Genomic DNA, 22,446 nt, shown 5'->3' with positions numbered 1-22,446 from the left:
AGGCCGGGTTCGTGAATATCGGCGCTCCAGGCGAGATCCAGATAGAGGAACTGGGCGGGCGCCATCACCACCGGATAACCGGCCGCGGCAGCGTCCAGCCCCGCCTGAAAGCTGGTCCAGGCGCAGATAGCCGCTTTGCGGCTCACCTTGTCGCCATGCAGGATCTCCTCCCAGCCGATCATCTGTTTGCCTCTGGTGGCCAGATAGCGCTGGCAGTGGCGCAGCAGATGGCCCTGCAGTTCGCGGCAGTCGGCGTATCCCTGCTCAATCATCAGCTGCTGGCAGGCGGGGCTATCGGTCCAGACACCGCTCGGGACTTCATCTCCCCCCATATGGATCTGGGGGCCGGGGAAGAGATCGCATACCTCGTCCAGCACTGCTTCCAGAAAACGGTAGGTGCCGGGGAGGGCGGGGTTGAGAACATTGTCGTCAAAGTGCTGCACCGAGCGGTAGCGGGAGCGATCAGCCTCCTCCACCAGCAGTTCCGGCAGCGCCTTGATGGCGGCGTGGCAGTGACCCGGAATGTCAATTTCGGGGATGATGGTAATGCCAAGCCCTTCGGCATAGGCCACCAGCTCGCGCACCTCGCTCTGGGTGTAGTAGCCACCGTAGGGGTTGGGGCCGCCGCTCAGCTGCGGATCTATGGCCAGATCATGGCCGCGCCAGGCACCCAAGGTGGTGAGCTCGGGGAAGGCGTTGATCTCGAGGCGCCACCCCTCGTCATCGGTCAGATGCCAGTGGAAGCGGTTGAACTTGTAGAGGCTCATCAGCTTGAGCAGCCGCTTGATGGTCGCCGTGCTGTGAAAGTGGCGAGCGCAGTCGAGGAAAATGGCGCGAAAGCCAAAGCGGGGAGTGTCCTCCAGCGTCAGACAGGGGAGGCTCTCCCCGTGCTGCAGATACCACTGGGCTAGCGTGACCAGAGCGTGACGCCAGCCACTCTCGCCCGCAGCGGCGATCACTATCTCCTCTTCGGTGATGGTGAGCCGGTAAGCTTCGGGGGCCAGAGCTGTCTCAACCAGTCTGATCTCTGCGTCATGATCCTGCTCCAGTGCCAGCGATGTGAGCTCGTTGAAATGGCCAAGCAAGCCGCTGATATCGCGGACGGCGCTCACATGGGCCCGCTCTGCGAGGCGAAAATATCCCTCCTGCAGCACCAGATGAGCTGGCTGCGGCACTATGCCGGGCAGCGGTTCGATGTCCGGCAGGTCTGGTTTGCGGGCGGGGGGGGTCTCCAGCCCCAGCTCCTCTGCGGCCAGGGTCACCGGCAGCAGCTGGGGGCCAGTGGTGGCTTCGGGCAGGCTCAGGAAGAAGCCCTGCGGCATGTCGGAGAGCTTCTTGATGGGGGTCTGGCGGCAGCAAAACTGGATCTCGTTGCTGCCAGCCTGCGGTATCAGCACCTTGTAGCTGCCGCTCTGGCGCTCAAGCTCGCCTCCTTGCAGCGATTCCGGGTCGATATGGCGTGCCAGACAGAAGTGCAGCTTCCACGCCTCCGCCGGCAGATTGAACAGGGTGAAGGCAAACCAGACATCCTCGCCGTCACGTCGGGTGACCCGGGAGTGGATCAGGGGTGTAGACATGGATAATCCTCTGATTGGGCAAACAGGATGGCTCCATCGAGCGCATCGCTTCTGGGGGCCACAAGGTTCAGCTCGCCAAGGCGTGGAGCCAGGCGGGTGCCGATACCGCCCAGCAGGGCGATCTCGGCGGCACCCAGCGACTTCATTCCCTCCAGCAGGGTGGTGAGCTGGGCGCAGGTCTCATCCAGCAGCTGGTTGGCGAGCTCGTCGCCATCGCTGGCCGCATCGAACACCCAGGGGGCGAAGCGGCCGTAGTCGGCGGGAATGGCGCGAGCAGCCCAGCGCACTACTTCGGCCTGATCTCGTTTGAAGTGGTCGAGCAAACGAATGGCCAGCGTGCTGGGGGGCAGGATGCCATCGTGGCAGAGCAGGGATTGCTGGATGGCGCGTAATCCCAGCCAGGCGCCGCTGCCGAGATCCGAAATCGGGAAGCCCCGCCCGGAGCAGGTGCGGATCTGGTGATTCTGATAAACCAGCCCGACCGAACCGGTGCCGGCGATCAGGATGGCTCCCTCCCGGCCACCAAAGGCGCCGAGGCAGGCACCAAAAGCATCGGAGGTGAGCTTGACGCTGGCAAAGGGGAAGGGCATCTCGAGCAGGGCGTGATAGCAGTCGGCCAGCTCGGCGGAGGCGAGCGCCAGCCCGACCCCCATCTGTTGCTCGCACTCGATGTCGAGTCCGGCAGTAAGGCGGGCGCTGGCGATGGCCGCCAGCACATTGGCGTGAGCGTGGGGAATGCCCAGTTCCAGATTGGATCCGGCAGCGCGCCCTTCGCCGAGCAGCTTGCCGGCCCGATCCCGAATGCGGGCGCGGGTGTGGGTGCCACCGCCATCGACCCCGACCCAGTACTCAATCATGGTGACCTCCCTGATCATTTCGATCTCTCAGGGCGTTTTGCCAGCTGATGGCCAGGGCAAACCAGGCGGCGTGGGGGATCCACTGCTCGCCCCAGCGCCAGTTCTGATCCAGTCGCTTTTTGTACTCCTGCGGGATAAAAACCACCTCATTCTCGTCATCAAACCCTGAGGTGATACCGTTGCAGATGCCCCCCTGCGCATTGGGGTAACCGGCGGTATAGGCGGGGTTGTTGATGCCGTGGCCCGCCAGCATGCAGGCGTTGAAGGGGTTTTGCCCCAAGATCCAGTCGAGCTGGTGCTGACCGAAAGTGCGCAGCAACCTGCTCTGTAGGAGCAGTTGCGCTGCTGCGGCAAATGCCATGGCGGCCAGCGAGGCCAGCCGGGCGTTCTCCCCCTGCCACCAGTAACCGGACTCGTTGTGGTGGGGCATAAAGAAGCTGACGCGTGGCGCTTCATCCACCCCTTTCACATATTGGCGGGCGAGGGAGAAGGGGTTGCCCGCCCGGGCGCACAGCGCCAGCTCGGCGGCCAGTGCCTGCTCCACCACGGTTTGTACCCGGGCCTTGTATTCCTGATCCGGCTCTACACCTAAATATTCCAGCAGCGCCAGCACCGGCAGACCCGCCTCGGCGGCGTGGTAGTAGGGGCGCGAGCCATCTTCATTGGCTGACCAGTAGTGACCCAGCTCCGGATGGGGGCGCTGACGGGCGCAGAGCTTGCTGGCGCGGACTCTCGCCTCGGCCAGCCACTCGGAGCCGAAGGTGCGGGTCAGCTCCACTGCCGCCAGCAGGGCGCAGTAGTCGTCGATGATGTTTTCGACCCCGTCGTCCAGATAGGCGAGGTTGTGCTCGCACAGGTGCTGGTAGCCGCGTTTGGCAGCCTCGGCGTAGCGGCTGGCATCGAAGTCGCCGCTGACGCTCTCGCGGGCGGCGCGGGCCAGCGCGGCGATGGCCATGCCACCCCCTTGGCGAAAACCCGCCTGCCAGTTGGCGGATTTGATCCCCTGCTGGGTAGCGTAGGCGCACAGCTCGCGCTGGGCGGGATCCTTGCTCCATTTGTCGAACAGGGTCATGTAGAAGAAGCCCGACTCATCCTGCATCCGGCAGAGAAAATCGGCGCCGTGCAGCGCTTCGTCATTGAGCCGCTTGCAGAGGTTCACCCCGTCGATATCGCGGCGTGGCGCCAGCAGTTCCCGGCACTTGAGCAGGGCCCATACCACCATGGGGGTCTGCTGGGGATTGAGGTAGTTGGCGTAGGAGAGGTGGCTCAGGTATTTGCTCATGTCGCCGCTGGCATCGAACCAGCCGCCGTGCACATCTTTGTGCTGGTCGGTGCCAAACAGGCGGGCGTTGCGGTCGGCCCGATCGAAGGTGCCGCTGGCGCGCTGCCCCTTGAAGTAGTGAATGACGTCGGAGAGGCAGCGGCTGGCCAACAGATCCTGGCCGATGGCAAAACGGGTCGAGCGGACAATGCCGTGGGCAGTGATCGCCTCCAGCCGATAGTGGCCGGGCTCCTTGAAGGCGGAGAAGTCGGCGCGCCAGTAAGCTCGGCCCTGCCAGCCGGGGACGCTGCCAGCCGCTTGCAGCGGGGTTTCAAACAGGGTCTGGCCATCATCGAGGCGTTGCAGCCTGACGTAGCCGCCGAGATCAGGGGCGGGGGAGGCTTGCAGCAGGGCGACCTTGTGCCCGTCGCACTCGTAGCCCACCTGATTGATCAAGAGTTCCATCAAGGTATTACTCCTGTGGTTCACCGCCGGGCGGTGAGGCACATCACGGGGCTATGGCCGCCCCGTATCGAGGCATGGCCGGACTGTGTTGTCCGGCCGGTATTGGGTTCACCTTCACTCGTAGAGGTAGCAGCGCACGAAGTGGTTGTCGGCAAGCCTGGTGATGGCAGGCAGACTCTCCTTGCAGCGGGGCATCGCTTGATTGCAGCGCCCGGCAAACGGGCAACCGCAGGACTCCGGTGTCCAGAGCGGGATCTCCCCCTTACGGCCACCCTCCAGCTCGGCGTGGATGCTCTTCTCCGGGTCGGGCACAGCCGAGATGAGCAGCTGGGTGTAGGGGTGCTGCGGATGGTGCAGGATCTCGTCCACCTCGCCCCACTCCACCATGTGCCCCACGTACATCACCGCCAGATCTTCCGCCACGTAGCGGGCGGTGGCGATGTCGTGGGTGATGTAGAGCATGGAGACACCCAGCTCATCCTTCATCTGCTCCATCAGGTTGAGGATGCCGATGCGAATGGAGACGTCGAGCATGGAGGTGGGCTCGTCCGCCAGTACCACTTCCGCCTCCACTGCCAGATTGCGGGCGATGTTGACCCGCTGGCGCTGGCCGCCGGAGAGCTGGTGCGGATACTTGGCCGCCGTTGCCTTGGCGGGGGTCAGGCCGACCTTCTCCAGCAGGGCGTAGACCATGTCGGGCAGATCTTTCTTGTCGATCACCTTGCTGTGCAGCAGCAGGGGGCGGGCGATGTGGTGATAGATGGTATGGGTCGGGTTGAGCGAACCGAACGGATCTTGCCACACCATCTGCACGCTCTGGCGATAGTCCAGCAGGGCGGTGCCCTTGTTGAACTCCTCCAGATCGTGGCCGCGATAGAGGATGCGCCCGGCACTGAGCTTGTACATCTTGGCGATGATCTTGGCGATGGTGCTCTTGCCGGAGCCCGACTCCCCGACCACCGCCAGGGCGCGGCCCCGGTGCAGGTTGAAGGTGATGTCAGAGAGTGCCCGCATCTTGCCACTCTTGATGGCATTGGAGTTGATGGGGAAGTCCTTGTAGAGGTGCTGGACTTCGATGATGGGTGCATCGGTTTTGGCGATTTGCATGACAGACATCCTTAACAGCCAGCGGCCTTGTCCAGATAGATCACGGAATCTTGTTGCAGTCCCTGCTCCTCATAGAGGTGGCAGGCGGTCTGTTGCCCGGGGCGGATCTCGGCCAATTTGGTGTACTCCTGACGGCAGCGATCGTGCACCTTGCCGCAGCGGGCCTGAAAGCGGCAGCCGACCGGCACCTCCAGCAGGTTGAGCGGGGTGCCCGGGATCCCCTCCAGCACCTTCTTCGGTCCGTGCAGGGGCGGGAAGGAGTTGCCGAGCCCTCTGGTATAGGGGTGTAGCGGTGCGGTCAGGATCGCCTTGGAGGGGGCGACCTCCACCAGTTCACCGGCATACATGATGCCGATGCGATCGCAGAACTCCACCATCAGGGAGAGGTCGTGGGTGATGAACAGAATGGAGAAGTTGAACTTCTCTTTCAGGGCATAGACCTTCTGCAGGATCTCCCGCTGTACCACCACATCGAGCGCCGTGGTTGGCTCATCCATGATGAGCAGCTCAGGGTTCAGCGCCATGGCGATGGCAATCACCAGCCGCTGACGCATGCCGCCGGAGAACTGGTGCGGGTAATCCTTGAGCCGGCTCGGGTGGATATCGACGATAGTGAGCAGCTCCTGAGCGCGCTTGATCGCCTCGTAACGGGTCATGCCGGGGTTGTGGGCCAGCAGCACGTCGCAGAACTGCTCCTCCATCCGCAACACAGGGTTCAGGGCGTTCATGGCGGACTGGAACACCACCGACACCTGTTGCCAGCGGTAGGAGCGCAGTCGCTCGTCGTTGTAATGGAGGATGTTCTCCCCCTTGAACAGGATCTCGCCACCGCTGATGTAGGCGGGCGGCTTGTGCAGCCGAGCCACCGAGAAGGCGACGGTGGATTTGCCGCAGCCCGACTCACCGGCGAGACCGAAGATCTCGCCCTGTCTGATATCGAAGCTCACCGAGTTGACGGCGCGCACGTCGCCATTTTCGGTGATGTAGTCGACGCAAAGATTGCGTACTGACAGCAGGGGATGCTTGTTCATGCTGTCTTCTCCTGTGCTGCAGAGAGCGGTGTTGCGGCCGGTGTGGCAAGTTTCTTCCAGCGGTTGAGCCCTTTGTGGGAACGCAGCTGCGGGTTGGCAATCTCGTCGATGGCGAAGTTGAGCAGGGCCAGGCCAGCGCCCAGAGTGGCGATGGCGAAGCAGGGAGCCAGGATCTCCCACCAGGCGCCGACCAGAATGGCGCTGGAGGTCTGGGCGTTGTAGAGCATGATGCCCCAGCTCACCACGGTCGGGTCGCCAAGGCCGAGGAACTCCAGGGTCGCTTCGGTGACGATGGCGTAGATGATGGAGCCGATAAAGCTCACCCCGATGATGGAGATGAGGTTGGGCAGGATCTCCACCAGAATGATGCGCCAGGCCGGCTCACCCAGCACCTCGGCGGCGATGACGAACTCTTTTTCGCGCAGCGCCAGGGTTTGGGCACGGATGACCCGCGCGCCATAGGCCCACGAGGTCAACCCTATTATCACCGCAATGACTGCAGGTGACGCCTCCCCGATAAAGCTCGCCAGCACCAGTAGCAAGGGGAGGTTGGGGATCACCAGCACCACGTTCATCAGGAAGGTGAGGCACTCATCAATCAGCCCGCCGAAATAGCCAGCGGTGATGCCGATGGCGACGGCCAGGGTGCAGACCAGCAGACCGGCACTGAAGCCCACCAGCAGTGAGATACGGGCACCGTTGGTGAACTGGGCCCAGATGTCGTGGCCCATGCGGGTGGTGCCCATTACAAACTCGACGCTGGGCGGTTGGTGCGGGCGGGCAACCCGTTTGGTCGGCTCGTTGCTGGCCAGCAGGGGAGCAAACAGCGCCATCAGTACGAAGGCAACCACGATGACGAGGCCGCAGGCAGCCTTCTTGTTGCCCAGCAGGATCTTGAGAATGGTCGGCATACGCATCTTATTTGCCTCCTGAACGCAGACGGGGATCCAGGAAGACGTAGAGCACGTCGGCCAGGAAGTTGAAGCTGAGCATGGTGATGGTCATGATGAGCAGCTGCCCCTGAATGAGCGGGTAGTCGCGGGCCAGAATGCCCTGATAGAGGGTCAGGCCCAGGCCGGGATAGTTGAAGATAACCTCGGTGATGAGAGATCCACCGATAACGAAACCGAGCGCCATGGAGAGGGCGGTGACGCTGGGCAGAATGGCGTTGCGGGCGCCGTAGTTGAAGATCACCCGGTTGCTGGAGAGCCCCTTGGCCTTGGCCATGGTGATGTAATCCTCGCCCAGCAGGTTGATCATGTTGTTGCGCATGGTGATGAGAAAGCCGCCCACTTGCACCATGGCCAGAGTGCCGACCGGCATGATGGCGTGGGTCAGGATGCTCTTGATGTGCTCCCAGCCCCAGTCTGGCGTGATCTCCGGGCTATAGGCGTAGCCAATCGGCAGCCATTCAAGACTCACCCCGAACAGGAACAGGGCGAGCAGGGAGACCACTACCGGCGGAATGGCCTGCATCACCAGCGTGAGCGGGGAGAGGATGCTGTCCATCCGGCCGCCACGATACCAGGCAGCGAAGATGCCGACGATGGAGCCGACGGAGAAACTCAGAATGGTGGAGGTGCCCACCAGAAACAGGGTCCAGCCGATGGCACGGCCCAGCACGTCGGAGACCTGCTGCGGGTAGAAGCGCACCGAGGTGCCGAGATCCCAGGTGAAGACACTCTTCACATAGGTGAGAAATTGGGTGCCGATGGGGCCGTCAACAAAACCGAAGGTGGCTTTGAGCGCTTCCAGGGCGGCGGGTTCCATCATGGCGCCAGCACGGGCAAACATAACAGATACGGGGTCGCCAGGCATGGCACGAGGTAACAGGAAGTTGATGGTGGCGGCTACCAGAAAGGCAACCAGGTAGAAGGAAAAGCGTCTCAGTATGAATCCCATGATGGTACCTTTTACTGCAAGCCTGCCCCGCGTCGGGTATAGCTACCCCAACCCCGGCAGAACCGGGCAAGAAGGGGATTAACGGGGAAGATGGCCCCCCGCAGGGGGCCGGGATTGTTTAGCTGTTTGGCTTGAGGGACAACACGTGCAGCAGGCGCTCAGGGGTGTCCGGGTGGAGCTGAGGTTTGGCTACCGGGTTATCAGCACTGAACCAGCCGTTGAAGCGCTTGGTGCTGTACTCATACCAGGTCGGGTTGTTGAAGACCGGAATGATGGTCTGGTTGGCACCGACACGATCCTGGATGGCGAACATGATCTCCTTCTGCTTGGCCGCATCGGCGGTCTGGGTGAAGTCATCGATCAGCTTGTCGAGCTCGGGATCCTTGTAGCGGGGCGCGGCGAAGCGGTTGCCACGGTCACCCATGTTGCGTGAGTGGAACGCGGTCTCGAAGTACTTGTGCGGGTTGGCACCGGCAAAGTAGCCCTGCAGCGCCACATCAAAGTCGCCAGTGATCAGGTTCTCAGTCCAGACGGTTGCTTCCGGGGTGGCGGTCTTGGCGTTCAGGCCCAGTGCCTGCAGCCCTTCTACACCAATCTGTACAGTGTTGACCCAGTCGGTCCAGCCGTTCGGCACCAGTACCTTGAACTCGATCTTTTTGCAGCTCGGGGTGTCGAGGAACTTGTCGCCGTCACAGTCCTTGTAGCCGGCCTGTTTCAGCAGGGCTTTGGCGCCTTCCAGATCGTACTTGTTGAACTTGCCGTACTTCTTGTCCACATCCGGGTTGTTCCAGGAGGCGAACGCCTTGCCAAGCCCCGACGGGTATTCGTTGACAGTCGGGTAGCCATAGCCCGCGATGTCCACCATGGACTGGCGGTCCATCGCCATGGAGAAGGCGCGGCGGAAGTTGACGTCGTTGAAGGCTTCGTGGTTGCCCGGGTTCTTGGTCTGGAAGTTGACGTTGAACGCCACGGTACCGGAGGCCGGGAACCAGTACTTGTTGTTCTTCGGATCGTTGCCGACGTAGAGGCGCTCGATATCCGGTACGAAGGAGCCGAACCAGTCGATGTCGCCCTTCATCACAGCAGCCAGCACCTGATCGTTGGTGGCCATCTGCGGCATGCGGATACAGTCGATGGCGAGGTTGGCGTTATCCCAGTAGTGCGGGTTGCGGCACTGGGTGTAGAGCTGGGCGGAGAAGTTCTCCACTTCGGTGAAGGGGCCGGTACCGACCGGTTTGTCGTTGGTAAAGGCAACCGGGTCTTTTACCGACTTCCACTGATGCTCCGGCACGATGGGCACCAGTACCAGATCGTTCACCACGTTGGTGTTGACCTCGGTCAGATCAAACTTGACCTTGTTCGGGGCCAGCTTCTCGACGCTCTTGATCTGGGTCCAGATCGAGCGCTCATCCAGCGCCTTGTTGGCTTTGACCAGATTGAAGGAGAACAGGATGTCATCAGCGGTAAAGGGCTGACCATCTGACCACTTCACGCCGTCACGCAGATCGAAGGTAACGGATTTCAGGTCTTTGCTGAACTCGTAGTTGGTGGCCAGACGATAGACGGGTTTGCCACCCTGCATATCGTTGAAGATCACCAGCGGTTCATAGATGAAGTGACGGGTAGTGTGCAGTAGGCCTGCTTGCAGGAAGGGGTTGAAGTTCTTGACCCAGGCGGTTTCCTGCTGTGCAACCATGGTCAGCACAGTCTTGTTTTCGGCAGCCATGGCATTGCCGGCAGCACCGGCAAGCATCATGGTTCCCAGCATTACAGCGGTAGAGATTTTGGATACTTTGGCAAGCATATGTTTTCCTTTCTTATTTTTTTGGCATTCCCGAGGGTTCGCCTTGTTTGTGTGAGCACCGGTTTCGCATGCTGATGAGACCGGCCCTCGTTGTTGGTTGGGTGTCTGCACCCTTGTCGTTTTGTTTTCCAACGCCCTTAGCAAAACAGAGTTAACAGGAAAACAACAACTGTTGATTTCGTTGTTTTCGTAAAAATCCAAGACCTTACGTCAATTTCGTCAAAATGGATTTTTATCTGTTGTAAATCATATCGTTAAGTTAGTTCTCTCTGCGCTAAAAGTCGCCTTGAAAACAACGTTCATGACAAATATGTGACGTGGATCGGCTCGTATTTCAGGGTGGATATCGGGCTTTGTTTTGCTGGAAAAAGAAACCGGTTTGCCAAGTGTGAGCCAGCGCGCATCCTGCGCCGACTCACACCTTGCGGTTGGCAAGCTGACGCAGGGTCTGGGCACTCTGTTGCAACTGCTGGCGCTGTTGCTCGTTGAGCGGGCAGTGGCCCAACACATACTCGGTGGTGGCAACGACAGTCTTCCAGCGCGGCGATTTGGGCAGGGTGTCCAGATTGAGGTACTTGTCGAGGGTGCGGGTCTGCGGGCTGGATCTGTCCATGTAGACGCGCCACAGCTTGCTCTTCTCCGCCAGCACGATTTTGCCCTTGCCGGTACCTTGCTGCCAGGCATCCAGGGTGAGCTGCATGGTCTCCACCAATGCGCGACGCAGGGGCTCGTCATCCTGCTGGCGAATGAGGTTGTCGGCCAGCGAGCGGAACTCGCCGCCAAGGCGGCTCAACTCGCCCAGCAGCTGCTCATCTTCGATGATGGCCTGCCGGGAGAGGTTTTTGAGGGCGTTCTCTAGTGCCACGATGCGGCTCTCATCCTGGCGCTGTTCAGTGGTAAAGGTAAGGGCAAAGGCCGCTTGTCCCCCGAGGGTGATGGGCAGGGCGCGGGCGTTGAGTTCATCTTTCTGGCCTGCCACCAAAAATTCCACAATATGCTCCCGCTGGCCAGCCAGATCGGGCCACAGCTCTTTCAGCGGCTCGGCCAGCCACTCGTCGATAGCTTGTCCCTCCATGGTTTCCGGCTCCTGACCCAGCAAGCGAGCCAGTACCCGGGAGGCGAACAGCACTGTGCCCTGCTCGTCGATAAAGAGCATGGGGTCGGCCCCTTCGCCGAGCAGGGCCAGCAGGCGCATCTGATCCTGATGGAGTCGCTCCTGCAGGGTGAGACGGTGCTCTATCTCCTGTTTGAGCAGCCGGTTTTCTACCAGAGAGGCGCGTCCCGCCTTGGCCTCCAGCAAGGCCTTGACCCGGGCGAACAGCTCCTCTTTGCAGAAGGGTTTGACCAGATAGTCGTTGGCGCCGGCGTTGAATCCCTCTTCGATATCCTTGGGCTGGTTGAGGGCGGTGAGCAGCAGTACCGGCAGCTTCTCTTTGGGATGATGCTCCCGGAGCCGGCGGCAGACATCGAAGCCGGAGAGGGTCGGCATCATCACATCGAGCAGGATGAGATCCACCGGCTCCTGGGTAAGCTTGGCCAACGCATCGTGGCCATCGCTGCTGGGCAGAATGCGATAGCCGCAGGGCTGCAAGAGGTGACGCAGGATGTGCAGATTGATGGGTTCGTCATCCACCACCAGGATGAGAGGGGCTCCTTCGGGCGGGGGAGGCAGATCCTCGCTCTCCCAGTCGGGCAGGATGAGCGGCTGCTGGCGCACCAGTTGCAGCTCTATCTGACGGCTGCCCTGAGTCAGCGGAGCACTCTTGCCGGTCGCGAGCGGCAGGGTGAAGGCAAAGGTGGAGCCGACGCTCGGCTCGCTCTGCACGCTCAGTTCACCACCCATCAAATGCACCAGCTGGCGAGTGATGGAGAGGCCAAGACCGGCACCCTGCTTGCTCACCTCCGGGCTCATCTGCACCAGCGGCTCGAAGATATGCTCCAGATGGTCGGGGGCGATGCCGATGCCGGTATCGGTCACCTTGATGCGCAGGAAGTTGCCCTCCACCATGGCGCTCAGCACCACCTTGCCCTGCGGTGTGTACTTGATGGCGTTGCCGACCAGGTTGTAGAGCACCTGTTCGAGGCGCTGTTCGTCGGCCAGCACGGGGGGCAGTTCGGCTGGGCTGATATCCACCAGAGTGAGCGGTTTGGCCTGTACCAGATGCTGGCAGAGATCGAGCACCAGCCGAATGACCCCCTTCGAAGAGACAGGCTGGGGGTGGATCTCCAGCTGGCCATAGCGCATCTGGTGGTAGTCGAGCAGATCGTCCACCAGACGGGCCAAACCGTCGGCGCTTTTGATGATGAGGCCAAGCTGTTTCTGCTGCCCCTCGGTCAAATCCTGTTGGCTGGCGAGCATCGACTCGGCCATCCCCTTGATGCCGTGGATAGGTGTGCGCAGCTCGTGGGAGGTATTGGCCAGCAGTTCATCCTTGAGCTTGTCCGCCTGCTGCAGGCTGAGGTTCTGCTTGTGGGTCAGTTTGACCTGCTGCTGCAGCTCTATGGTCTGCTGTTCGATGAGCTCGATCTTCTCCTTCACCGAGCGCTGCATATGGCGAAACGCCTGCGCCAGCCGGTCGATGTCATCGCCGGTGCGCTCGATGGCGATGGGGTGATCCAGGGCGCCATCAGCTACCTGCTCGGCCGCCTCGGTCAGGGAGCGCAGCGGCGCCGTGATGGAGTGGGAGAGCCAGCGGGAGAAGAGGATCAGCAGCAGCAGGGAGCCAGCCCCCAGCACGATAACCAGCGTCTCCAGCTGGCGGATGGGGGCATAGGCCTCGCGGGTGGAGATCTCGGCGATAAAGGCCCACTCGGTATCGAATACCTTCACCTGGGTGTAGGCGGCGAGTACATCGTCATCCTGATAGGAGCGAAACAGCCCGACCCCTTGCTCGCCAGAGAGGGTCTTGGTGACGAGAGGTGTCTGCAGCAGGCGGAAATTCTGGCTGAAACTGTTCTCGACGCTGTACTCCGGCGCCAGCCAGGCATCGGCCCGCATCCGTTTGTCGGGGCCGATGAGAATGGTCTCGCCGGTTTTTCCGAGCCCCTCCCGCTCCGCCATGATCTGGTTGAGCTTGTCTGGCAGCAGCTCGAAGATGACCACCCCGCGCACATAGTCGTACTGCATCACGGGGGCGGCCATGTAGGCGACTACCTGACCGGTCAGCTCGTTGCGGCCAAAGTCGGTGAATTCGAAAATCTGTTGCGGCTTCTGGCCGCCATCGAGGCGCCGCTTGATCTTGGCGAAGGTCTGACCCAGGCCACTGCCCTGATAGGGGCCGGAGAGCAGGTTGGTGGCAAAGTTGGCGTGTTTGGTGACCGAATAGACGACGTCGCCGTTGAGGTCGACCAGAAAGATGTCGCTGTAGTTGGATTTGCGCACCATGTCGGCGTAGCCGCGATGAAAGCGCTGATGCACCCGGCCATACATCTCGTCAGCCAGAATGAGGGCACTGATGGACGGTTCGATTTCGACTTCGGGATCCGGCTTTTGCAGCTGATCCCAAGAGCCCGGCACATAGCGGGCCTGCGCCCGGGCACGGGCCTCCTGCGGCGTGGTGCCAAGCTTTTCAAAGGCACCGGCAAAACCGTAGAAGCGACCGATACTGTTGCCGGCAAAGTCCTGCTGGGAGAAGTTGGTGATCTGCTCCTTGAGGTTGTTGAAGTAATCCTCAAGCTGGCTCTTTTTGATGTTGCGAACGGAGACCAGATGGTTGGATGTCTGGGTGGTGAGGTCTTTGCCGTGGCTGTAGAGGAAAAAGAGGGTGACGACCAGGAATGGCACCATTCCCAACATGAAAAAAGCCAGCATTAGTTGCGGCCTGAGTCCACGAAGCCTGAAGATCCATTTCATCTTGTGAATTTCAATTGAGAATCCGGTTATTAAGCGGCTCAAGTCTCGAACTAAAGCGTAATCATTTCAACGACTTTATCCCAAATTCGCTTGGTTGGTCACAGCTGAAAGGCTGATTTTGCAGCAACCCGTCTAAAGGGTGAGCAAACGATCTGGTTGCGGCGCTTAAATGCGAAAAAAGGGTTGTGCTGTCGCTCGGGGTACGTATAATGCGCCTCGTTGTCAGGCAACTGGCACGAAAGCAGTAATGCGGGAATAGCTCAGTTGGTAGAGCACGACCTTGCCAAGGTCGGGGTCGCGAGTTCGAGTCTCGTTTCCCGCTCCAATTTTCCATCGCACCAACGATGGATATCACTTTCAAGACAATCAGTCTTGTCAGCATGGCGCGTTAGCAAAGCGGTTATGCAGCGGATTGCAAATCCGTTTAGTCCGGTTCGACTCCGGAACGTGCCTCCATCTCTCTTCTTTCTTTTCAAAAAATTATCTCAAACCGATTTTATCAGTAGCTCTGTTGCGGCATCAGCCGTTCGCAGCCTGCTTCTCGCCACTGCCGTTCAAGATAGTGATTCACTTCGTCCACGTTTTGGCCCCGATTCTGAAACTGGCTTTCTGCACTGTATTGGGTGAGATCCGCCATCTGTTGTTTCAGTGTGCCGCACTGCCACAGACTCACGGTGGTTGGCCCTTGTCGGGCAAGCACGATGGCATCCCCCTGATTGAGCTGCCACTCATCGATTTGCGCCTTGGTCAAGGCGAGCATCAGCACCAGCAGAGCAACTTCTGAAAGCTTCATACGCATCTCCATACGGCACGTTTCCGCACTCATAACTGTGGCAGAGCGCACGATTTTCGCAAATGTGTTAACTGTTGGTTAATCACGTTGCTCAATTTCATTTATCCCGCTAATTTGCCGTTTTTATGAAAAAATATGGCTGAGGATGTAGTAATCCTACAGATAGTGGAGTAATCTTTGCTCAGTGGTCGTACCAGTAAGGAGTTGCATCATGTTTCATCCCTTTTCTCTGACTCAGATTATTCTTCGTCGCATTTATGTATTGCTGGTGGGCATTCTGGCGTTTCCAGTGATGCTGTTTCGTAGTGATCGCGCCCGCTTTTACAGCTATCTGCACCGCATCTGGAACAAAACCAGTACCAAGCCGGTCTGGCTCAAGATGAGCGAACGTGGCGAGCGGATCTTCTACTAAGACCCTCTTCGATAAAAAAGACAGCTTCGGCTGTCTTTTTTTATGCTTTTAAAAACAGATGGTTAATGCTCGACTCTGTTACTATCGCTGGTGCAAAAAGGGGGATGTCACAATGTGGCAGCAGCTGCACTTTTCCCCCTGTTGGTTGCTCATTTTATGGATCCCGATGACGCAAGGAGCTGCGATGCTGATCCGTCAGGCCACCGAGGCCGATATTCCGATGCTGGTTGCCATGCGAATGGCGCTCTTCTGTGAAGTGGGGGAGTTACCGCACCCCGCAGCCGATCCCGCCCTGATACAGGCAACCGAACGTTATTTTACCAACGCATTTTTGAGCGGATCCGCTTTATCCTGGCTGGCCGAGGTCGATAAACAGGTTGTCGCGGCAGGTACTCTGGCGATGTTCGTGCGCCCACCCTATCCCGGCAATCTGGCGGGAAGAGAGGCCTATCTGCTCAACATGTATACCTTGCCCGATTATCGCAAGCAGGGTACAGCCAGTGCACTGCTCGATGCCATGGCGGCAGAGGCCATAGCCCGCGGGTTTGGCAAGGTATGGCTCCATGCCAGCGAGGCTGGCCGGCCTCTCTATGAGCGGATCGGTTTTGTCGCCAATCCGGCTTATATGGAGTGGCAACCACCTGCCCGGTGAGCCGTGACATGTCAGCCATCAGCCCGTCGTGTGATGGGTGACAATAAATAGCTTGCCAAAAGGGAGTCTGATGGCTCAGCCAGCTATGCTGAGGGTACACGCCGTCATTATCTTGTTGATCCACCATGTAGTTTGGCCATGGCGGGTGCCTGTCTGGAGGATATGTTTCGATGTTCAATAACAAATTGAAAGCCGAGTTGCAGCAGTGTCAGGAGCAGCTTCTGGAGCAACAGGGATTTTACGATGCAGTGCATGGCAGCGTCGCGACCATCACTTTCAGCCCTGATGGCACCGTGCTGGCCGCCAACGATCTCTTTCTCAACGTGGTGGGATTCAGCGCATCCGAGGTTGTGGGCCAGCATCACAGGATCTTTTGCGACAAGCAGTATGCCCAGAGCAGCGCCTATCAACAGTTTTGGGCCGACCTGAAACAGGGGCGTTCCCGTACCGGGGTCTTTCAGCGCTTTAATCGCCGCGGCGAGCCAATCTGGCTGGAAGCCACCTACTTCCCCGTCAAATTGCGCGGCGTAGTGACCAAGGTGATCAAGATTGCCGCCGACATCACCGAGCATCATCTGCAGCTGCTGAGCCAGCAGGCGGTGGTAAAGGCCCTTGATCGTTCTCTGGCCGTCATCGAATTCACGCCGACCGGTGAAGTGCTCACTGCCAACGCCAACTTCCTCCACACCATGGGCTACACCCTGGCTCAGGTGCAGGGCAAGCACCACCGCATCTTCTGTGATGACCACTTCTATCAGGAGAATCCCCACTTCTGGGAAGAGCTTGGGCGCGGCCAGTTCAAATCCGGCCTCTTCTGCCGCCAGAACAGCCACGGCAGCAAGGTGTGGCTGGAGGCGACCTACAACCCGATCCTTGACGAGAACCGCAAGGTGGTGAAGGTGATCAAGTTCGCCAGCGACATCACGGAGCGGATAAACAAGAGCGATGCGGTGCGTGAGGCGGCCATGCTGGCTCACGATGCGGCGCGGGAGACCCTGAGCTGCGCTGAGCGCGGGGCGGGTCTGCTCTCCTCGGTGGTCGACACCTCCAGCCTGATTGCCAGCCAGCTGACCCACAGCATTGGCCTTATCAATCAGCTGAACGAGCAGTCTCGCAGCATAGAGGCGATTGTCTCCACCATCAGCAGCATTGCCGATCAGACCAACCTGCTCGCCCTCAACGCCGCTATCGAGGCGGCCCGGGCCGGGGATCAGGGGCGTGGCTTTGCGGTGGTGGCTGATGAAGTTCGCCAGCTGGCGGCACGCACCTCGCTCTCTACCGACGAGATAGCCAAGGTGGTGCAGAACAACCGTGAACTGACCGCCAAGGTGACCGCCGAGATGTCTGATGTGGCGGGCAGCGCCGAGCTGGGCAAGCAGCAGGTCGGCGAAGTCAACGAAGTGATGAGCGAGATCCGCCGGGAGGCAAACAATGTCTCCGCCACGGTTTCGGGTCTGGCTATGTGACTCATTCGACCACAATCAAACCGGGGCATTGATGCACATCTGACCAGTCAGTGCCCCAATCTGAACTCTTCCTGTATCACCCCGCCATTGTGAATTGTCCCCACCCCCTCTCTTGCTTAGGCTTGCCGCCTCATTCATAACCGAGCAGGAAAAGAACAAGATGGTACGACAACAGAAGGGGCGGGCGGCCGCGTTGCTGATGATGGTTGCGAGCATGGGGCTGAGTGGCTGCATGGGGCAGATGGGGCTATCCGGCATGGTGACCAAGGGCAATCTGAGCGTGGTGGACAACCGCTACGGCCGGGCTGGCGTCTTTATGCTGCTCTCCCCGATTTATGGTCTGGCGGCAACTGCCGACCTGTTTGTCTTCAATACCATCGAATTCTGGACTGGCAAGAACCCCATCACCGGCAAGTCACCGGCTGTGGTAGACATGAAAGCCAACCCGGTGATCAAGGTGAACCAGCACCTCGACCCATCTCTTCACAAAGTGCCGCTGGCCATGCTGCCGCAAGGGGTGCGTGAGGTAGAGATCAGCTATCCCGACGAGCATACCGCGCAGATGGAGGTGCACTATCTGGATGGTCGTAGCAGCATGATGCGTGGCGAGAAGCGCGGCGAGCTGATGGATATCTACTTCGACGGTCGCTTCGTCTCTACCCTGAGTCGTGCTGAGCTGGAAGAGCGGGTGAATCAGGGTAAGGCTGCTGCCTAAATTCAACTGAATCCAGATCTATCCAGCACCAGATGGGGTATACATAATCAGCTGGCAAAATCGCCATGATGTCTAAGGGAGTAGACTATGACGGTGAATGGATTGCGATTGGCGGAGTTGATTGGTTCCCTCAGTCATGCGCTCGACATGACCGAGGGGCAACCAAGAGGACATTGCATTCGCTGCTGCTGGATAGGTTCCCGTCTGGGGGAGCGGCTGGGACTGGATGCCCGGCTGCGCCATGATCTCTATTACACGCTCCTGCTTAAGGATCTTGGGTGCAGCAGCAATGCCGCCCGCATCTGCGAGCTCTATCTCACCGACGATCTTCATTTCAAACGCGATTTCAAACTGGTGGATGGCTCCCTCTCCGAGGTAGTCAACTTCGTGCTGGGCCATACCGGCTTGCAGGCGGATCTGCTGGGACGTTTTCGCAGCCTGTTTCATATCTTTCGCAACGGCGACCAGATTGCCAACGAACTGATCCAGACCCGCTGTCATCGGGGGGCGGATATCGCTCGCCAGCTCCGTTTCAGTGATGATGTCGCCGATGGCATCCTCTCCCTTGATGAGCACTGGAATGGCAAAGGTCGGCCCCTGCAACTGGCAGGCGAGGCAATCCCGCTCTTCTCCCGTATCGCCCTGCTCTGCCAGGTGGTGGATGTGTTTCATGCAGCCGCAGGCCCGGATGCGGCGCTCAAGGAGCTACGCGAGCGCAGCGGCAGCTGGTTTGATCCGGCACTGGTTCGCGAATTTGAAGCGCTGGCGGACGATGCTTTCTGGCAAGGGCTGACCGATCCCCGGCTGACCGAGTGGGTCCTGGTCCACCCGGCCGGACAGGGGGAGGTGGCGCTGGATGAGGATTATCTGGACGAAATCGCGGCGGCCTTCGGGCAGGTGGTGGACTCTAAAAGTCCCTACACAGCGGGTCACAGCGGCAGGGTGGCACTCTATACCGATATTCTTGCCACCCAGATGGGCTTGCCCGAGCCGCGTCGGCGCTGGCTCAAGCGGGGCGCCCTGCTCCATGACGTGGGCAAGCTCGGGGTGAGCAACGCCATTCTCGACAAGCCGGGCAAGCTCGATGCGCAGGAGTGGGCTGCGGTGCAGATGCATGCCGCCTACACCGAGGAGATCCTGAGCCGCATCGGTGCATTCGAGGAGCTGGCGCAAGTGGCGGGCGCCCACCATGAGCGGCTCGATGGCAAAGGTTACCCCAAGGGGCTGAAAGGGGACGAGATTACCCTTGAGACGCGCATCATCACCACGGCCGATATTTTTGATGCCATCACCGCCAAGCGTCCTTACCGCGGCGCCATCCCTGTGCCGCAGGCGCTGGAGATGATGGCGGAGAATCTGGGCACCGCCATCGACCCCGACTGCTTTGCTGCTCTGCAGGCGGGTATTCAGGATTTCTCTCTTTATCTCACCCCCGAACAGCCGCTGGCCAATGCCAGTTAAGGTTTGCAGACCTCAGAGCCCAAGCGGCTAGTCAGATAGCAAAACGCCCCGCAACTGCGGGGCGTTTTTTATGGCGATCAGGTCGGCTGTTTGCGATGGGGCACGGTGAGGATAAGGCCCAGCAGGCGGCGCAGGTGGGTGAGCTGCTCGGTCAGCTGCACATTGAGCCAGAGATAGCCGATGATGGCCGTCTCCGTATTGGCGGGCAGGTTGACCCGGGTCGCCAGCTCGTGCAGACGGGCGATGGCGGCCTCGGCGCCACGCCCGTCGCCGGTTTGCAGCATCCGGGCAAGCTGGTTTATCGCCTCTTCGGTCGCCTGATGGCACTCGTGCAGCTCGCGGGTGCTCTGCATCAGGAAGTGGCTCTCCCGATCGTTCCAGTAGGTGTTGGCCAGCATCTCGAGAGTGCAGAGGGTATTGCGCATGGTGACCTGCACAGCATCAAACAGGGCGATGCTGTGGCGGGTCTCCTTGGCTGCCGGTGCCAGCAGAGCGCGCAGTTTGCCAGTTTGGGCCAGCAGCTGGGAGAGATTGTGTTTGAGCTGCGGCCGCTCCAGCACGTTGGGGGAGAGGTGGGTGTGATAGAGACGTCCCGACTGCTGCAAGATCTGGTGCAACTGTAGGCGCCAGTGGCTGTAGGCCCGCTGGGGGTAGATGCTGCAAAAGAGCAGCGCCAGCAGGGAGCCCAGCACCACGTCACCGCTGCGCCAGAGGGCGGTATGGATATCTCCCGGCTGGGCCCCCATGGTGACGCCGAGGGTGATGCCGATCAGCAATCCCACATAGGGGCGCTTGCCGAGCGCCAGATAGCCGCACAGGAACATGATGCAACCGCACCAGATCAGGGTGAGCGGCAGGGAGTAGATCTCCAGATAGAGTGCCACTATCCCGCAGCTGGCGCCGAAGATGGTGCCCACCACCCGCTGCAGGGCGCGGGAGAGCACATTGCCCCAAAACGAGATGGGGCCCATCACCACCACCAGGGTGATCAGCGGCCAGGTGCTCTCCGGCAGTTGCAGCTGGCGGGTGAGCAGAAAGGTGAGCATAAAGGCGAGCGCAATGCGCAGGCCATGGACGATGCGATAGTGGCCATAGACCAGCAGATCGAGCCGGGATAAGGGGGCATCAAGACGCACTGTGAGCCTCGTGTAAAGTGTCCTAGGGGCGCACTGCATCCGGCCTGCGCCCCGTCGGGATTCAGGCCAATCGTCCTTGCAGGGGGTGGATCCAGACCCGCTCGCCAACGACGATGCCGCTCTGAGCGGGGACGATTTCAATCAGACAGTTGGCATCGGCCATCGAACTCAGGATGCCGGAGCCCTGCGGCCCCGTGGTGCGCACCCGCAGCTGGCCGTTGCCATCCTGATGGAAGATGCCGCGCAGGAACTCGGTGCGACCCGGGCGGCTCTTCATCCTCTCGTCTGCCAGTGCCGACAGGCGCAGCGGCAGCCACAGCTTGCCCTGCAGGCGGGCGATGGCTGGCTCGACAAACTGGAGGAAGCAGACCATGGCGGCCACCGGATTGCCGGGCAGGCCGAAGAAGGGGGTCTGCCCCAGCTTGCCAAAGGCGAGCGGGCGGCCCGGCCGCATCTGGATGCGCCAGAAATCGATCTGGCCAAGCTCAGCCAGCACCTGCTTGATAAAGTCGGCGTTGCCCACCGAGACCCCGCCGGAGCTCAGCACCAGATCGGCGCTGGCGGCAGCCTGTTCCAGCTGCTGGCGCAGGATGGTCTTGTCATCGGGGATGATGCCAAGGTCCATCACCTCGCAACCGGCGGCGCGAATAAGGGCCATCAGGGTGAAGCGGTTGCTGTCGAAGATATGGCCGGGGGCGAGCACTTCGCCCGGTGACTGTACCTCGTCGCCGGTGCTGAACAGCGCCACTTTCAGTGGCGTGCGCACCGGCAGGCTGCCCAGCCCGAGCGATGCCGCCAGCCCCAGCTGGGGAGCGGCGAGTCGGGTACCGGCCGGGATGGCGACCGCACCTTTGGCCAGATCTTCACCGGCCTGGCGCACGTTCTGCCCTGTGCGAACGGGGGCGGTGACCGTGACCCACTCACCCTCAATATGGGTCTCTTCGCGCATCACCACGGTATCGACACCGGGGGGGAGCGGGGCGCCGGTCATGATCTGCACCGCCTGACCGGTCAGCACCGGCTCGTGGCGCTGCTGGCCCGCCAGCACTTCACCCACCAGTTGCCAGCGACCGGCGGCGAGATCGTCACCGCGCAGGCCAATACCATCCATCGCCGAGTTGGCGTGGGGTGGCACATTGATGGGGCTAATCAGATCGGTGGCCAGCACGGCGCCGTGGCACTGGGCCAGCGGTTTGTCGCTGCAGGCGGTGCTTGGGGTGAGGGCTGCCAGAATGGCGTTGCGGGCCGCTTCGACCGACAAAAAGCCGTTGCCCGCCTCCTGCTCGCGAGTCTGACAGCCGTCAAGCCAGCTACAGACGAAGTCGGCGATAGCCTCAAGGTCGTTGATATCGAGTTGCGGCAGGGTGGTCTCTGCCGGCTGATCGCTGGCCAGCGCTATGATGTCGCCGTCTTCGGGGAAGAGCAGTGGCTTGCCAATCTCGGCGCGGTGCAGCTCGATTTTCGGGAAGTGCTCGTGCTTGAACCCCTCCACCAAGAGCAAGTCGAGGCTGGTTTGATCGAAGCTTGCCAGCAGTTGGCGAAAATCGGCTTCGGCCAGTTCGGTCTCGCCGTGCATTGTTTCAGTAATGCGAGCATGGCGGCGGCGGGAGGCGACCATCATCTGTTGGGCGCCCGCCTTGCGCAGGCGATAGCTGTCCTTGCCCGGCTGGTCGATGTCAAAGTCGTGGTGGGCGTGCTTGAGCACCCCAATGCGCAGGCCGCGATCCACCAGCAGGGGGATCAACTGCTCCAGCAAGGTGGTCTTGCCGGTGCCGCTCCAGGCGGCGAAGCCGAGCAGGGGAAGGGTGGGGGCCGGGGTCATGAGGTGACTCCTTGTTGGGGGTCGATAGCAGGGGCAAGCAGACGGGCCTCGTAGGCGGCCAGCTCGTCCGGGCTGTTGAGATTGATAAAGGCATCCGGCTGATCGGCAAAGCTCACCACCGCCATATTGTGG

Annotated in this window: 17 protein-coding genes, 2 tRNA genes and 1 pseudogene; 7 read left to right on the top strand and 13 right to left on the bottom strand. The window is 60.5% G+C overall.

The genetic code is table 11. The features are described from left to right. The 9 genes from AACS24_RS21530 to AACS24_RS21490 form a co-directional block, all read right to left on the bottom strand. The coding region (locus AACS24_RS21530) for a beta-N-acetylhexosaminidase (protein ID WP_258223023.1) at window positions 1-1,577 on the bottom strand (1,577 nt) is incomplete at its 3' end. Further along, window positions 1,562-2,434, bottom strand: coding sequence for a BadF/BadG/BcrA/BcrD ATPase family protein (locus AACS24_RS21525; RefSeq protein WP_108571958.1), 873 nt, complete (start codon window positions 2,432-2,434; stop codon window positions 1,562-1,564). The genes AACS24_RS21525 and AACS24_RS21530, both read right to left, overlap by 16 nt. Further along, complete coding sequence (locus tag AACS24_RS21520) at window positions 2,427-4,160, bottom strand: glycoside hydrolase family 9 protein (RefSeq protein WP_108571957.1); 1,734 nt, start codon at window positions 4,158-4,160, stop codon at window positions 2,427-2,429. Before AACS24_RS21520 ends, AACS24_RS21525 begins: the two co-directional genes overlap by 8 nt. A 114-nt stretch (window positions 4,161-4,274) precedes the next feature. Next, complete coding sequence (locus AACS24_RS21515; RefSeq protein ID WP_108571956.1) at window positions 4,275-5,267, bottom strand: ABC transporter ATP-binding protein; 993 nt, start codon at window positions 5,265-5,267, stop codon at window positions 4,275-4,277. Between the two features lie 11 nt (window positions 5,268-5,278). Next, window positions 5,279-6,298 (bottom strand): ABC transporter ATP-binding protein, encoded by a 1,020-nt coding sequence (locus AACS24_RS21510; RefSeq protein WP_019446723.1) that lies wholly within the window; start codon window positions 6,296-6,298, stop codon window positions 5,279-5,281. After that, window positions 6,295-7,215 carry an ABC transporter permease gene (locus AACS24_RS21505; protein ID WP_108571955.1) on the bottom strand — a complete coding sequence of 307 codons (921 nt, stop codon included), beginning with the start codon at window positions 7,213-7,215 and terminating at the stop codon, window positions 6,295-6,297. Before AACS24_RS21505 ends, AACS24_RS21510 begins: the two co-directional genes overlap by 4 nt. Before the next feature lies 1 nt (window position 7,216). Next, window positions 7,217-8,200: an ABC transporter permease gene (locus AACS24_RS21500; protein ID WP_108571954.1), complete on the bottom strand. Its 984-nt coding sequence runs from the start codon at window positions 8,198-8,200 to the stop codon at window positions 7,217-7,219. A gap of 118 nt (window positions 8,201-8,318) precedes the next feature. Next, window positions 8,319-10,004, bottom strand: a complete 1,686-nt coding sequence (locus AACS24_RS21495) for an ABC transporter substrate-binding protein (RefSeq protein ID WP_108571953.1) — start codon at window positions 10,002-10,004, stop codon at window positions 8,319-8,321. A 415-nt stretch (window positions 10,005-10,419) separates the two neighbouring features. Continuing rightward, entirely contained in the window at window positions 10,420-13,857 is a 3,438-nt protein-coding gene (locus AACS24_RS21490; RefSeq protein ID WP_181364264.1) for a hybrid sensor histidine kinase/response regulator, read from the bottom strand. A gap of 249 nt (window positions 13,858-14,106) precedes the next feature. On the opposite strand from AACS24_RS21490, the gene AACS24_RS21485 reads away from it, so the two are divergent. Both AACS24_RS21485 and AACS24_RS21480 read left to right on the top strand, forming a co-directional pair. Next, window positions 14,107-14,182 (top strand) — tRNA-Gly (locus AACS24_RS21485). 57 nt (window positions 14,183-14,239) lie between these two features. Further along, a tRNA-Cys gene (locus AACS24_RS21480) sits at window positions 14,240-14,313 on the top strand. 43 nt (window positions 14,314-14,356) lie between these two features. Here the strand turns inward: AACS24_RS21480 and AACS24_RS21475 are convergent. Continuing rightward, the gene (locus AACS24_RS21475; RefSeq protein WP_108571951.1) at window positions 14,357-14,650 is read right to left on the bottom strand and encodes a hypothetical protein; all 294 of its coding nucleotides are present in this window, start codon (window positions 14,648-14,650) and stop codon (window positions 14,357-14,359) included. 211 nt (window positions 14,651-14,861) lie between these two features. Here AACS24_RS21475 and AACS24_RS21470 point away from each other — a divergent pair, with 211 nt between their 5' ends. The 5 genes from AACS24_RS21470 to AACS24_RS21450 all read left to right on the top strand — a co-directional run bounded on the left by AACS24_RS21470 (window position 14,862) and on the right by AACS24_RS21450 (window position 19,356). Further along, complete coding sequence (locus AACS24_RS21470) at window positions 14,862-15,062, top strand: YbfA family protein (RefSeq protein WP_005334863.1); 201 nt, start codon at window positions 14,862-14,864, stop codon at window positions 15,060-15,062. A 184-nt stretch (window positions 15,063-15,246) separates the two neighbouring features. Further along, a complete protein-coding gene (locus AACS24_RS21465; RefSeq protein ID WP_108571950.1) occupies window positions 15,247-15,714 on the top strand; it encodes a GNAT family N-acetyltransferase in 468 nt (155 codons plus the stop codon). 170 nt (window positions 15,715-15,884) lie between these two features. Further along, window positions 15,885-17,180 (top strand): methyl-accepting chemotaxis protein, encoded by a 1,296-nt coding sequence (locus AACS24_RS21460; RefSeq protein WP_108571949.1) that lies wholly within the window; start codon window positions 15,885-15,887, stop codon window positions 17,178-17,180. A 160-nt stretch (window positions 17,181-17,340) separates the two neighbouring features. Beyond that, window positions 17,341-17,895, top strand: a complete 555-nt coding sequence (locus AACS24_RS21455; RefSeq protein ID WP_181364263.1) for a DUF3332 domain-containing protein — start codon at window positions 17,341-17,343, stop codon at window positions 17,893-17,895. A gap of 87 nt (window positions 17,896-17,982) precedes the next feature. After that, a complete protein-coding gene (locus AACS24_RS21450; protein ID WP_108571947.1) occupies window positions 17,983-19,356 on the top strand; it encodes an HD-GYP domain-containing protein in 1,374 nt (457 codons plus the stop codon). Window positions 19,357-19,433: 77 nt separating this feature from the next. On the opposite strand, the gene AACS24_RS21445 is transcribed toward AACS24_RS21450, so the two are convergent. From AACS24_RS21445 to AACS24_RS21435, 3 genes and pseudogenes are all read right to left on the bottom strand, one after another. Beyond that, a complete protein-coding gene (locus tag AACS24_RS21445) occupies window positions 19,434-20,492 on the bottom strand; it encodes an FUSC family protein (protein WP_042029388.1) in 1,059 nt (352 codons plus the stop codon). A 61-nt stretch (window positions 20,493-20,553) separates the two neighbouring features. Then, a complete protein-coding gene (locus AACS24_RS21440) occupies window positions 20,554-22,314 on the bottom strand; it encodes a bifunctional molybdopterin-guanine dinucleotide biosynthesis adaptor protein MobB/molybdopterin molybdotransferase MoeA (RefSeq protein WP_108571946.1) in 1,761 nt (586 codons plus the stop codon). Continuing rightward, window positions 22,311-22,446, bottom strand: a pseudogene (locus AACS24_RS21435) (molybdenum cofactor guanylyltransferase MobA); the annotation flags it as partial. The gene AACS24_RS21440 and the pseudogene AACS24_RS21435, both read right to left, overlap by 4 nt.

Origin of the sequence: Aeromonas sp. HMWF016, from assembly GCF_963878195.1 — a bacterium.
GTDB classification, from domain to species: domain Bacteria; phylum Pseudomonadota; class Gammaproteobacteria; order Enterobacterales; family Aeromonadaceae; genus Aeromonas; species Aeromonas lacus.
Note: the sequence above shows the minus strand (reverse complement) of the source record. Positions and strands in the feature narration are given on the sequence as shown.

Coding starts and splice junctions, on each gene's coding strand:
- AACS24_RS21525 (WP_108571958.1), bottom strand. CDS start 2,434: ATGATTGAGTACTGGGTCGGGGTCGATGGCGGTGGCACCCACACCCGC.
- AACS24_RS21520 (WP_108571957.1), bottom strand. CDS start 4,160: ATGGAACTCTTGATCAATCAGGTGGGCTACGAGTGCGACGGGCACAAG.
- AACS24_RS21515 (WP_108571956.1), bottom strand. CDS start 5,267: ATGCAAATCGCCAAAACCGATGCACCCATCATCGAAGTCCAGCACCTC.
- AACS24_RS21510 (WP_019446723.1), bottom strand. CDS start 6,298: ATGAACAAGCATCCCCTGCTGTCAGTACGCAATCTTTGCGTCGACTAC.
- AACS24_RS21505 (WP_108571955.1), bottom strand. CDS start 7,215: ATGCGTATGCCGACCATTCTCAAGATCCTGCTGGGCAACAAGAAGGCT.
- AACS24_RS21500 (WP_108571954.1), bottom strand. CDS start 8,200: ATGGGATTCATACTGAGACGCTTTTCCTTCTACCTGGTTGCCTTTCTG.
- AACS24_RS21495 (WP_108571953.1), bottom strand. CDS start 10,004: ATGCTTGCCAAAGTATCCAAAATCTCTACCGCTGTAATGCTGGGAACC.
- AACS24_RS21490 (WP_181364264.1), bottom strand. CDS start 13,857: ATGAAATGGATCTTCAGGCTTCGTGGACTCAGGCCGCAACTAATGCTG.
- AACS24_RS21475 (WP_108571951.1), bottom strand. CDS start 14,650: ATGAAGCTTTCAGAAGTTGCTCTGCTGGTGCTGATGCTCGCCTTGACC.
- AACS24_RS21470 (WP_005334863.1), top strand. CDS start 14,862: ATGTTTCATCCCTTTTCTCTGACTCAGATTATTCTTCGTCGCATTTAT.
- AACS24_RS21465 (WP_108571950.1), top strand. CDS start 15,247: ATGCTGATCCGTCAGGCCACCGAGGCCGATATTCCGATGCTGGTTGCC.
- AACS24_RS21460 (WP_108571949.1), top strand. CDS start 15,885: ATGTTCAATAACAAATTGAAAGCCGAGTTGCAGCAGTGTCAGGAGCAG.
- AACS24_RS21455 (WP_181364263.1), top strand. CDS start 17,341: ATGGTACGACAACAGAAGGGGCGGGCGGCCGCGTTGCTGATGATGGTT.
- AACS24_RS21450 (WP_108571947.1), top strand. CDS start 17,983: ATGACGGTGAATGGATTGCGATTGGCGGAGTTGATTGGTTCCCTCAGT.
- AACS24_RS21440 (WP_108571946.1), bottom strand. CDS start 22,314: ATGACCCCGGCCCCCACCCTTCCCCTGCTCGGCTTCGCCGCCTGGAGC.